The organism is Brevibacterium sp. CT2-23B (assembly GCF_013168765.1).
Taxonomy (GTDB): Bacteria; Actinomycetota; Actinomycetes; order Actinomycetales; family Brevibacteriaceae; genus Brevibacterium; species Brevibacterium sediminis.
Genome location: NZ_JABBYK010000001.1, coordinates 949106 through 962088, shown reverse-complemented (window position 1 = coordinate 962088; position 12983 = coordinate 949106). Strand labels below are relative to the sequence as shown.

At 56.7% G+C, this 12983-nt stretch carries 9 protein-coding genes; 7 read left to right on the top strand and 2 right to left on the bottom strand.

What is annotated here, in order from left to right; genetic code table 11:
* Nucleotides 1-19 precede the first annotated feature (19 nt).
* The 7 genes from HIM68_RS04450 (at nt 20) to HIM68_RS04420 (ending at nt 9503) form a co-directional block, all read left to right on the top strand.
* Entirely contained in the window at nt 20-1465 is a 1446-nt protein-coding gene (locus tag HIM68_RS04450) for a Na+/H+ antiporter NhaC family protein (protein ID WP_172169913.1), read from the top strand.
* A gap of 3 nt (nt 1466-1468) precedes the next feature.
* The gene (locus HIM68_RS04445) at nt 1469-3112 is read left to right on the top strand and encodes an amidohydrolase family protein (RefSeq protein WP_172169910.1); all 1644 of its coding nucleotides are present in this window, start codon (nt 1469-1471) and stop codon (nt 3110-3112) included.
* 131 nt (nt 3113-3243) lie between these two features.
* A complete protein-coding gene (locus tag HIM68_RS04440) occupies nt 3244-4617 on the top strand; it encodes a dihydroorotase family protein (RefSeq protein ID WP_172169907.1) in 1374 nt (457 codons plus the stop codon).
* A 7-nt stretch (nt 4618-4624) separates the two neighbouring features.
* The gene (locus tag HIM68_RS04435; RefSeq protein WP_172169904.1) at nt 4625-5446 is read left to right on the top strand and encodes an IclR family transcriptional regulator C-terminal domain-containing protein; all 822 of its coding nucleotides are present in this window, start codon (nt 4625-4627) and stop codon (nt 5444-5446) included.
* The gene (locus HIM68_RS04430; RefSeq protein ID WP_172169901.1) at nt 5433-6707 is read left to right on the top strand and encodes a M20 family metallo-hydrolase; all 1275 of its coding nucleotides are present in this window, start codon (nt 5433-5435) and stop codon (nt 6705-6707) included. Before HIM68_RS04435 ends, HIM68_RS04430 begins: the two co-directional genes overlap by 14 nt.
* Nucleotides 6707-8062 carry a CapA family protein gene (locus HIM68_RS04425; RefSeq protein WP_172169898.1) on the top strand — a complete coding sequence of 452 codons (1356 nt, stop codon included), beginning with the start codon at nt 6707-6709 and terminating at the stop codon, nt 8060-8062. The genes HIM68_RS04430 and HIM68_RS04425 overlap by 1 nt, the downstream gene beginning before the upstream one ends.
* A gap of 79 nt (nt 8063-8141) precedes the next feature.
* Nucleotides 8142-9503 (top strand): MFS transporter, encoded by a 1362-nt coding sequence (locus HIM68_RS04420; protein ID WP_172169895.1) that lies wholly within the window; start codon nt 8142-8144, stop codon nt 9501-9503.
* Between the two features lie 284 nt (nt 9504-9787).
* Here the strand turns inward: HIM68_RS04420 and HIM68_RS04415 are convergent, their stop codons facing one another.
* Complete coding sequence (locus HIM68_RS04415; protein ID WP_172169892.1) at nt 9788-11182, bottom strand: APC family permease; 1395 nt, start codon at nt 11180-11182, stop codon at nt 9788-9790.
* 56 nt (nt 11183-11238) lie between these two features.
* Nucleotides 11239-12921, bottom strand: coding sequence for an amidohydrolase (locus tag HIM68_RS04410; RefSeq protein WP_172170305.1), 1683 nt, complete (start codon nt 12919-12921; stop codon nt 11239-11241).
* Between the last annotated feature and the right edge of the window lie 62 nt (nt 12922-12983).

Sequence of the window (12983 nt, the reverse complement as noted above, 5' to 3'; positions counted from 1 at the left end):
CTCAAATTAGGAGAACGAAGTGAGCAGCGAAGCTCTTCCCGATACACCAACTTCGAAGAAGCCGTCCAACGCGTATGAGACATCGATAAGTCCAGGCAGATCAAGGCTGATCTGGGTCATCTCTACGGTGGGCGTTGTCCTCGCCGTTGTCGCAGCGTTCATATCTGATGGTCCGACTCTGTGGGGGCTTCTCCCAATCGTCCTCTACGCTGTCTTGGCGATCCTTGGGATGGATATCGTCGTGGCGACTGTCGTTGCGGTGGTCTCAGGCATCATCATCTCCAAAATGGGAGCCATCGAGATCGGTGAGATGCTCGGTGAGTCGTTGGCAGACCAGATCACGATCATCGGCCTCATCATCATGCTCGGTGCAGGTGTCGGCGAGGTTCTCAAAGTTACCGGCGTTGCCCAAAGCATCGTCTCGACTGTGATGCATGTGTTCGGACGAAGCGGCAAGAACATGATGGTATTCGGCGTCATGGCCTCCTGCCTGATCTTGGTGGCGGCTCTCGGCACGCTGGCAGGTGCCATTGCGATCGCCGCACCGATTCTGCTCCCGATAACTGCACGGCTTGGGTACACGAAGTCGGCCACCGCATCGATGCTCTTCATCGGCGGCTGTGCAGGGCTCGCCCTCGCGCCGTTCGCAGGTTCGAACGTCGCTATCATGGAAGCGGCAGAAGTCAACTACGGCCAATACGTCCTTTACGGTGGCGGACCGATTGCGCTTCTCTCCCTGGTGGTCGGAGTGCCAGTAGTAGCGCTCATGCAACGCTGGACTGCCAAGCAGAATGATTTCTATTCGGACGAGGAAGTAGGGGAAACGAAATCTGGTGAGACACCCGGTTCGCGGTTGCCCACGTTCGTCTTTCTCGTACTCTTGGCGGTATCTGTTGTCTTCGCGGCTGTCACATCGGCCGGTACGACTTTCCCATTGCTTGCATTGCCTGTGCTTGGTGTCGCCACTGCCATTGCGAGCCGGATGAGAGTAGCGGACATCGTCTCAACCATCTATCGCGGCTGTTCACAGGTCATCAGTATCTTCATCCTGTTCTGGTTGCTAGCAGCCCTCTTCATCATTATCGACAAGCTGGCTCCGTTCGACGTCGTCATGGACCTGTTCGGCACACAGCTCGAATCCGCATCTCCGTTCGTCTTCACCATCATCATCGCCCTACTGGGCTGGGTCGGTGTACCTGGAGCAACTGCGGCCCAGGTGGTTCTGCTCGACAAGGTCTTCGGCGAACTCGGAACTACGCTCGGCGTGAGCGCCGGTTCGTGGGTCATTGTGCTTCTCTTCGCGTCGAAAGCTGACACCTACGGCCCATTCCCGAATGGAAATATGGTTGGAGTCATGGGACTCGCACGGTCAACGAACCTGCGCAACATGCTGTTCACCGGATGGATGCTCCTTGTCCCCGCTTGCATCATGTACTTCCTCATCCTCTTCGTCGAAACGAGGTAAACAATGTTTGATCTTCTCATCACCAACGCCCACATCATCGATGGCAGCGGACGTCCGGGATTCCATGGGGAAGTCGGAATCAGCGACGGAATAATTGTCCATGTCGCTGACATTCCCCAGGCTGCTTCTGGCGAGGCGGAGCGCGAAAGGCTGCAAAGCCATGTCGATTCGCTGGACGAAGCACGGGCGCGTCGAACAATCAATGCTCACAACCATGTGCTTGCCCCTGGCTTCATCGATCTGCACTCGCACTCTGACTTCTCAGTCATGGCTGATCCGGCAGCGGAGACACAGCTTCTTCAAGGAGTGACCACCGCACTTGTCGGAAACTGTGGATCCTCGCCATTTCCAGCACGCTCAGTTGCTCAGATCCAGCGCGACAATGCCCACCTCGACGCAGAATTCACCGCCGAATGGACCGGAGCAAAGGGATTCGCAGAGGCAGTGCAAACAATCGGACCAGGAATTAACATCGCCCTGCAAGTCGGATTGTCAAGTATCCGCTCGTACGTGATGGGACCGATCGACGCCGTTCCGGACACGGCCCAATTGGCAGAGATGAAGGCACAGGTTGCGGAGGCGGCCTCAGCGGGAGTATTCGGGTTCTCCAGCGGACTCATCTACGCTCCAGGAATGTATTCTCAGCCGAACGAAGTAGGTGCACTTGTAGCAGAAGCCGCAGCGCACGACCTGCTCTATTCGACTCACATGCGCAATGAGTCCCACAGTCTTCTCTCCGCGGTCGACGAAGCCATCGACGCGGCCACTGCGGCCGGAGCCAGGTTGGAGATCTCCCATCTCAAAGCGATGGGGCCGGAGAACTACGGCTCGCCGGCTCTCGCGTTGAAACAGATTGAACGAGCACGGGAGGACGGACTCGATGTCAAAGCCGACGTCTATCCATACACAGCCTCAAGTACGAGACTCACCTCGAGACTGCCCGGATACGCGATGGATGGTGGGCAGGAGGCACTGTTGGAACGACTCTCTGATCCGGTGTCGCGGTCGAGGATTGCAAGCGACATGGCTGCTCGATTCGGAAGAGACATCGATCCCGAGGGGGTCGTCATCTCTGCTCTTGGAAATGGTTCTTATGATGATGACTACACATGGGCAATCGGGAGGTCCATCGCGCAGATCGGTAGAGCAGAGGGTTGCAACGCAGAAGAAGCTGCGATGCGAGTCCTAGGAGCTCACGGGGCTTCTGTGGGAATCGTCAACCACGCGATGGATCCTGCCGATGTCGCGAAGGTGCTTTCTCATCCGCTCGTCTCGGTCGCGAGCGACGGTTGGACACTGAAGCCCGAAGGGGAAGGTATGCCGCATCCCCGTTCGTTTGGAACATTCGCCAGGGTACTGGGCAAGTATGTGCGCGACGAAGGTCTAATCACCCTGGAAGAGGCCGTCCGCAAGATGACCAGTCAGCCCGCCGAACAAATGAAGTTGGTCGATCGCGGTCTAGTCGCGCGAGGAAACATTGCTGACCTGGCTATATTCGATCCTGACAAAGTCCGGGAAAACTCGACATATGACGATCCTTGGCAGCTTGCGAGTGGAGTCTCAACAGTACTCGTCGGGGGCGAATTTGCGGTCTCTGACGGTAAGGTCACAGCGAATCGGCACGGCGAGGTACTGAGGAAATGCTGACTTCAAATGGGTGGTCAGCGATGACCAGCTATAGGTGGATGGGATGACGCGAAAGTGATCTGAAGAACACGATTTTCTCATGCCATGCGAATCGCATTGTTTGATTCTCATGTCGAGTATGAACTGTCTGCATGAACCAAAAAATAGACAGCGCAGTCATTGGACAGCTTGCCGACTCGGATGGAAATTACCGTCGGGGAGCTGTCATCGTCAACGCAGGTCGAATCGTCGACGTGATATTCGGGAACGACCCACTCACGGGCGTCGATGCTAGGCACGTTATTGATGGTGGGGACGCCTACCTGCTGCCAGGCTTTGTCGACGCCCACGTTCACTGCTACTCCGAAGAGGGCGAAGGCATCGACGCCGCCACACGAGCTGCGGCTGCCGGCGGTGTCACCACCATCATCGAAATGCCTTTCGACGCCAGCGGCCCGGTCAAAGACGCCGAGATTCTCAAAAGGAAACAGGGCCTCGTCTACGAGGAGGCCAACGTTGACGTCGCCCTCCTCGGAACTCTGTGGCCAGGAGGAGGCTGGCGCGAAGCTGACAGCATGGTCGAAGCCGGTGCCATCGGTTTCAAAGTTTCGACATTTCATACTGATTCGTTTCGATTTCCTCGAACCAGCGATGCCGAGCTGCTCAACACCATGGCAGCGATTGCCGCGAACGATACAACATTGTGCGTTCATGCCGAGAACAATGAGATCGTTCAGGAACTCTCCGCTCAAGCGCAGAAGGAGAACCCACTTGACCCGATGACACACGTCATCACCCGCCCTCCGGTCTCTGAGTCGCTCGGTGTACTCACTGCGATGGAGATCGCGGCAGACAAAGGTGCCGCCCTGCATCTGTGCCACATGTCGATTCCCCGTGCGATCAAGCTCGCTCAGTGGTGGCGAAACGACGGAGCCGACATCACTCTCGAATCCTGCCCTCAGTATCTGACATTCACAGAAGATGACATGAAGAAACAGGGAGCAAGGCTCAAAGTGAACCCCCCGCTACGATCTCGAGAACACGTCCACGGACTCTGGGACGGGATCCGAAATGGGCTAGTTCCCGTTATATCCTCTGATCACGCTCCGTGGCAGATGGATAAGAAGTCCAATCCCGAGGTATTGAAGAACTCTTCCGGGGTCCCCGGGGTACAGACCCTGGGAATTGTGCCACTTGGACAGGCGCTTAAAAATGATCCAAATCCGTCAGGAGAGTTCCATAACGTCGTTCGAGCCGTATCGGAGGGACCAGCGAACCGATTCGGTCTAGGTGATCGCAAGGGCCGGATCGCTATCGGCTACGACGCCGATCTAGTTCTCTACAACCCCGACAGCGACTATGAAATCACTGACGAAGAACAGAAGTCGAACGCTGGATGGACGCCGTTCGCTGGACTGCGTCCTGGTGGTCGCGTTGAGAAGACTATTCTTCGTGGCAAAGAGATCTATTCGGCTCAGACAGGTCAAGTCAGCTCGGGTTCTGGTGAGCTGCAGACCAGAAGGTGACGTAGTTGTGGACGGCGAGTTCGAACGAATTCTCAACACCGGTGAAGAGGGTTCTACAGTCATCGCGCGAACGTTGGGACTGCTGTATCTCTCCTCGAAAATGTCGGGGTCGAGCATTAAGGAACTCGCCGACGCAGCAGACTTCCCGTTGGCAACGACGTACCGCATCATTCGTCAGCTGCAAAAAGCAGGGTTTGTCATTGAGACTGACGGAGCGATCCACGCAGGAGGACGGCTCACTGACACCGACACGGGCGGCAACGAACACTTGGTGATCTTTGCCGCACCGCTGCTAAGGACTCTTGCTTCTTCGAGCGGGCTGACATCGCTGCTCACGGTGCGGGTGAATACATTGGCACTGACACTGGACGGCGTGCATGCCGGGCGGTTCGGTTCGCCGGTATTTCGAGTCGGAGAGACACGACCACTTTACGCCGCTGCATCAGCGACTCCCTTGCTGGCGTATTCGTCACCCGACGTCGTCGACCGTGTTCAGAAGAGCACCCAAAAGAAGTACACAGCCAACACCCCCGATGCTCAGTCACTGAACGACAAGATCCGAACAATCAAAGCCCGTGGGTACGACCACACATTGGCGGAAGTCCAGGCTGGATGGGCCGGTGTGGGCGTTCCGGTCTTCTACGGCAGAGAAGCCATCGCATGCCTGTCTCTAGTCGCGCCGTCTTCACAGATGCCTAGAGACGTCGGCAACCTCGTCCAAGACCTCAAACAGACCAGCCACGACCTGACCGCCAAGTTGGCAACAGCGAACACAAGGTTCATTTGGAACCCAAATAATCCACAGGACACTGACAATGAAGAATCATGACCTTAACCTCCATATAGCTTCATTTGAAGCAAATCTGAATGATCTTTCCGAATTCAACGATGACGCGCACGCGGGATGGACACGTGAAGTCCTCTCCGAGCCGTACAAAGCCTCTCGAGACTTCATTCGCCGCAAGATGGAAGACGCTGGCCTCAAGACCCGATTCGATGCTTCCGGCAACATCGTCGGTCATCTTCCGGGGAAGGCATCCACACGCGGCCAGACCCTTAAACCAATCATGACCGGGTCCCACACCGACACGGTCCGCAACGGAGGTCGGTTCGACGGTGTAGTTGGAGTTCTTGGAGCTATCGAAACAGTCAGCGCCCTGCGCGAGGCTGGGGCCACACTCGAGCACGATCTATACGTTGTCGACTTTCTCGGCGAGGAACCCAATCGGTTTGGCGTCGCCTGCGTAGGATCGCGATCGATGTCAGGCCGCCTGACTCGGGATCACCTATCGCTCGCTGACGAGTCGTCCGAGAAGCTCGGGGACGCCATTATGAAATATGGGCTGGACGCTAACGACACTCTCCGAAGTGCGTGGAAACCCAATTCGCTTCACGCCTACATCGAACTCCACATTGAGCAGGGACCGTCGATGGAACGCGAAAACAAGCAGATCGGCGTCGTGACTGCCATCGCCGGCATCGATAGATTGCTGGCAAAGTTCATCGGTGAACCTGACCATGCGGGGGCAACGCCGATGAATTCTCGCCACGATGCGCTTGTCGCCGCTGCGGAATCGGTGCTCGCGGTCGAACGCACGGGCTGCGGTGCCCCGATCCACGGGGTGGCGACCACAGGAAACATCGAATCATGGCCAGGCTCATTCAACGTGGTGCCAAACGAAACACACATACAGGCTGAGATCCGTTCAACCGACGCGCAATGGCTCCACGGGGCCAAGCGAGAAATCGCTCAACGCATCGGAGAGATCGCAGAGCAAAGAGGCGTGTCCCAGTTCATTGAGTGGCTGACTAGCCAAGATCCTGTTCCCGCGAATACTGCGCTGCAGGACAACATTGCGATGACTGCAGAGGAGCTCGGGTATAGCTGGATGTCCGTACCGTCGGGAGCCGGGCACGATGCCGCGCACATGGCTCATCTAGGGCCGATGGGCATGATCTTCGTACCCTCCGCCGGTGGCCATAGCCATCGACCCGACGAATTCACTTCGACAAATGATATTGCCGTCGGCATTCATACATTGGCAGAGACGCTCGTGCGTCTCGACAAACTCGAGCAGGTGAGCGCGTAATGAAAAAGAAGATCACTGTCACTGGCGACAGCATTGTCATGCGGCGAGGACTGCGAACCAATCTGCCTGGCTCTAATGATCTATACGAACTGGTGCAAGATTCCGACGTCGCGTTCACCAACCTCGAATGCTTGCCAGGAAATTTCGTGGGGTACCCAACCAAGGAATCCGGTGGGGCTCATTTCGGTTGCCGAGATGAGATGCTCGACGAGCTGACCGACTTCGGTTTCAATCTCTTCTCAGCGGCAAACAACCACTCGCTCAACTACGGCGTCACCGGCCTGCTAGAGGTCATCAAACAGATGAGAGGCAGAAACTTGGCCTTTTCTGGTGTAGGGGAGCACCTCGATCGTGCCCAGCAGCCCGCGTATCTAGATACAGCGAACGGAAGCGTCGGTCTGCTGTCCTATTCTGCGACATTCGCCTCAGGACACGAAGCAAGTGCACAAAGGCCAGACCTCCAGGGCCGCCCGGGGCTGAACCCCATAGCATTCGAAACACGCTACGAACTCGATGATGACAGCTATTCTGCGCTACGCAGGATTGCAGAAGACCTTGGACTCGAAGATCGACGACGGCGCGAAATCAAACTGGGCTTCGAGTTCCCTCCAGCTGACCCAGCGGACCTGCCATTCCTCGGTGGAACTTTCATCCCATCGACCCGAAACTGCATCACCACCAGATGTACTCCAGAGTCGCTCGAAAACCTGGAACGCTGGGTCATTGAAACCAAGCGTCGGAGCGATGTAGTCATCGTCTCGATCCATTCACATGAGCAGGGTGACGACCTCACCGACCCCGCAGAGTTCACTATCGAATTCGCTCGCAAAGCCATTGAGTTCGGTGCTGACGTCGTCGTCGGGCACGGTCCACATTTTCTGCGACCACTCGAAATCTACCGAGGCAAGCCGATCTTCTACAGCCTCGGAAACTTCATTGGACAGAATGAACTGGTCGAACAGCTCCCGTCCGATAGTTACAAGACGTTTCGAATTCCAGGATCGAATACACCCAGTCAGATCTTTGACGCAAGGACTGAACTCGATACCAAAGGATTTCCCTCGGAAGGTTGGTACTGGAGGACGGTCATCCCAGTGCTGAGCTATGACGAGGAAGACTTGGTCACGATCGAGATCTATCCAGTGACTTTGGACCTCGGACAGAAGCCGCAGACGCGAGGCCGGCCACGCATTGCTCAGGGAGAAGAAGGCACATCGATACTGCAGGACTTCCTTGAGCTGAGCGAGCGCTGGGGTAGCGGAATTTTCGGCGGCATCTCTGATGGACGGTTAACGATCCGGCCCGCCGAGGTCGAGTCTTCGCACGCGGATACTGATTTTCTCGCAGCGCGATAACCCACTAGGACCATCGCGACGCGTGAGTTTTCATGATTGAGAAGTTCCGCACATTGGCGTGCGGAGCGATAGGAGAATTATGTTCAGCAAACAAGCAGCCGACGAAGTAAATCACCAAAAAAAGAGCAGCGAAGAAGAACCGCTTCGGAAAGTCATCGCTGGTTCGATGGCAGGAAACGTCCTCGAGTGGTTCGACTTCTCAAGTTACGCATTCTTCGCGGCTTACATCGGCGCAAACTTCTTCCGTACAGGTGATACGGTAAGCGGTCTCATCAGCACATTCATCGTCTTCGGCGTAGGCTATGTCGCGCGGCCGCTCGGAGCGCTTTACCTCGGCGCTTACGGGGACCTTAAAGGCCGCAAAGCAACATTGATGCTCACCGTGACACTTATGGCAGCAGGCACATTTATCATCTGCTTTGCACCGCCAATTGGAGTACTGGGAGTCGGGGCAACCATCCTCCTCTTCGTCGGACGGCTCCTCCAAGGTTTCTCCGCCGGCGGCGAAATTGGAGGTGCGACTTCCTACCTCGTGGAAAAAGCTCCTGCCGACCAGAAGATCAAGGTCGTCGGATGGTTGCAGGGAACTATGGGCATCTCCAACGCATTGTCGGCCGTCATCGGACTGGCAATCACAACCTTCTTCACCGACGAACAAGTGACCCAGTGGGCATGGCGAATTCCTTTCTTCATCGGTCTGCTTATCATCCCAGTCGCACTGTACATCCGGTCCAAACTCTCCGAGACCAATGAGTTCGCGGACATGCAGAATAACGGCTCCGAAGAGGTTCGAAAGCCCATTCGAACGCTCTTCAGCAGCTACTGGAAGAACATGATCATTGCTGGACTCATGGCCATCGTCTGGCACGTCAGTGTATACGCGCTGGTGATCTTCGGACCGACCTACTATTCAATGGAAGCCTCAGGACTTGGTTTCACTGCCAACAACGCGTTCCTCGCGTCACTCCTCGGGAACATTGCGATGATCTTCGCTTGTGTCGGGTCGGCTGTAATCGCGCAGAAGATCGGCTTCAGAAGAGCACTCACCGTAGCGATCATCGTTGTCGGCGTAGTGCCGATAGTCGGACTCCTCGTACTGCACAGTGCGCCAACATTGCCAATGCTACTTATCGTTCACGTGGTTATCTGTGTCGCGGTGTCAGGATACGCGGGGATCATTCCGTCAGGAATCGCGCAGATCTTTCCAACGCACGTCCGATCGACTGGTACCTCGTTGTCCTACAACATAGTAGGTATCTTCTTCGCAGGAATGACTCCTGCTTTCATGGCATGGGCCACTGAGTACACCCCCTTCTCCACGGGTATCTATGTCGCAGTTACTGCCTTAATAGCACTCGTTTCCTTGCCCCTGTTTCTCGACTTCATTACTCGCAGCGGGCAGAGGCCGCACGGAAATACAGGAATCATGTCGGGCACTTGACCAGAAATTTCAACTCAGAGCTAGCGAGCCGGTATCCTCAGCTGGATGCCGGCTCGCAGTCCCAACACAAAAGGGCGCGCATGATCGCGGTCGCTCGCGTAGCAGGGCAATCAAAAGTGTAAATATGGACTCTTTGCTAGTGGTCGAATAGTCGCGCTTATCGGGGCGTGATAGCACAATAGTGTCGCGTGAACAGACTGTCGGCGAATCAACGAGAGACGCTCCCTTGCTGACCAAATGAGGTGAGGTAAGTTGACCTCGCAATCGCTTGCTGGTGCACCCATCTAGTCCATTTCAGGCTCGGACATTGCCGGCGCGGGATTGCGAAAGCCTCGTGTATTGATGAGAAGGAATGCGAATCCGACGAGTGCCCAGACCAGCCCAACGATCTTGGCATTCGCATCAAGGCTCAGCCAGAGAGCGAGATTGATGATCACGCCAAAGGTTGGCAATACGATTCCAGCAATAGGTCCGATCCGACCTGCAGGTCGCAAGTGCTTGATTGTCGCAACGATGAGCGAAAGATTGACAGCACCGAACGCGACGTAGGCTCCGAAGTTGATCAGTGAGGCCGCTGATTCAAGGTCGAGGAACATCGCGGAACAGGCCAGCACGGCGATGATTGCCACGTTGAACACTGGAACTCCTGTGCGGCGATTGATGCGACCGAACATGCGCTTAGGAAGTGTTCCGTCTCTGCCCATCGCATAGAGCAATCGGGCAGCGCTCATCTGCTGGGTGAGGCCGCAGCCCAGTACCGCGAACATGTATCCGCCGACGAATAGAGCCTGGAAGAGTGCTCCACCGATGTATTTGGCAATTTCAGGGGAAGCGCCCACAATGTCTCCGACCGTGGACACGTCGGGGAAGAGAAGTTGCATGGCATATGTGATTGCGACGAAAAACACGCCGGCACAGATGACGATGAGAATGATCGCGCGAGGGATGTCGGTCTTGGGGCGGATGGCTTCTTCAGACATCGTCGTGATTGCGTCGAATCCCAGGAATGACAGTGCTAGCAGCGAAGCGCCGCCGAGCAAGGCTCCGGGCGGGATTCCGGCGGGGTCGAACGGGGTGAGACTGAGCGCAGCTCCGTCGACGCCGAGGGAGATGTTGCGGATGGCGAAGAACAAGAATGCAAGGGCGACGACGATTTGGACGACAACAAGGATGATGTTCACTTGGGCTGCGAGTTTGACACCGACGATGTTGAGTACGGTACAGATGACGATCGTGGACAGCACCCACACCCAGGCTGGAACTCCTGGAAGTACGGCTCCCATGTAAATCGCGGCCAGCAAGGCATTGAGCATCGGCAGGAGAAGGTAGTCAAGAGTCGCAGCCCATCCAACCATGAAGCCGATATGGGGATTGAGTGTCTCTTTCGCATAGGTGTAGGCCGAACCGGCACCCGGGTAGTACCGTGACATCTTCGCGTAGCTCAGTGCCGTGATCGTGACCGCGATGATGATCAGGATGTAGGCCAACGGCACTCGTCCGTCGGTGGCCTCGGCTACGATGCCGAATGTGTCGAAAACCGCCAACGGTGCCATGTAAGCAAGGCCCAGGAATACTATGTGGCGAAGTTTCAACCGACGTCGTAGCTTGCGCTCTCCGACGTTGACGTTGGTAGGGCTCTCGACGGTCTCTGGCTCGTTTTTCGTGGGGCCGGTTTGCATGTTCTGTGCCTTTCAGTCGTCATTGACGGCGGCAGCGGTGTTGTTCTTTTGCGGTCTTAGTGCGAAGCGTGGCCGGAGCAGCTTCTGTCGGGGTTCAACGTCTTTGCTGCAACGTCGAAGCGCGTGTAGTCGTCCACTGCGTCGTGCACGATTTCTCCGCCGACGATAGTCAGTTCGGCTCGTTGTTCTAGCAGACTGGAGGGGTCGAGTTCATACAGATCGGCGGACCAGGCGACGATGTCCGCCTTCGCGCCCAGTTTGAGAACGCCGAGATGATTTTCGGCATGCCAAGCCCAGGCTCCTTCGCGGGTGTACCCGTATAGGGCTTGGTCCAGGGTGATGATCTCGTTCTGCGTCCACTTCTCGCTACCGTCGAGGCTAGCTCGTGTCAGCGCAGAGTAGATACCAACCAAAGGGTCCATTTCGCCGACCTGCCAGTCACTGGACAGCGCGACATGGGCACCCGAAGACATGAGGGAGCGCACCCGCCATGCCCGGTCCCAGCGGTCTTGCCCGACATTGTCCATCCACGTTCCTTGGATGAGATCGGGGGAAGCATGCCGAGGTTGCATAGCCGCAGTGACGCCGAGCTTTTCGAAACGGGGGAAATCAGTGGGGTCAAGGCATTCGACGTGGACGATTCCGTGGCGACGGTCGCGCGTGGCGTTGGTCTGCTGCGCGCTCTCGATGGCGTCGAGAGCCAGTCGGACGCCGCCGTCACCAGTCGCGTGGGTGTGCGTCTGGAATCCCATGCGGTCGAGCTCGGTGACGATTTTGCTCAGTTCTCCGACTGGTGCGGATGGATGTCCGCGGTGACCGGGGCGATTGGCGTAGTCATCGAGCATCCAAGCAGTGTGCGGTTCGATGACATCGTCTGCGTAGAGCTTGACTGGGCCGAAACGGAGTCTGTCGCTGTGAGGCGCGTCATCTACTGCTTCACGCAGTTCCCGGCGGAACTCGGGCGCGGAGTCGATGGGGTGGAAGAGAGCCGCGATGACCCGGGAGCTGAGCTTGCCTTCACATAGGGCTTTGTCGAAGAGGCCGATCTCGGCCACGGGGACCTGGGGCTCGACCACAGTCGTTATCCCCGAGCGGGTGGCCATTTCAAGGCTGCCGAGGATCTTCTTGTAACGACGTTCAGGTGAGTACATGGGGATGTCGCGTTGTAGTGCCGACAGACCGGCGCTGGTCATCGCCGATGTGTAGAAATCAGTGACCCAACCAGTCGGTTGGCCGTCGCGATCGAACTCTGGGTTCCCCCAAGCTATGTCGTGACCGGAAGTAATCCCCAGAGCGCGCAAAGCTGAGGCGTTGAGCCAGACCGAGTGCTGGTCATAGGTGGTCACGAATATCGGGCGTTCGGTGATCCCGTCGAGGTCTCGGGCATTGGGGCGACGGCCGTCGACAATTGAGTAGACCGCGTTTTCTGCACAGACCCAATCGAGGTCTGGACGTTCGTCGGCGAGTCGACGGATTCGGTCTCTCACCTCGCCGAGGCTTTCTGCGCCTTCGAGACTGACGGCGTCTGGGTCGAAGCCAAGTAGAAGGTGGTTGTGACTGTCGATGATTCCCGGCGTCACCAGTTTTCCGTCGAGACGGCGGGTCTCTCGAGCGGGTGGGGCGTCCGTCGAGTTTCCCACGTAGGCAATCCTGCCATCGGTGATTCCGACGGATTCTGCCCAAGGCTGGTTGGGGTCGAACGTACGCACGAGAGTGTTAGTGAGCAGAAGATCAAGCATCGGGTTTCCTCTTTCGCGTGCGGCAGTGCACGGTATTGGCTCATTCTTTGACGATGCTGTCA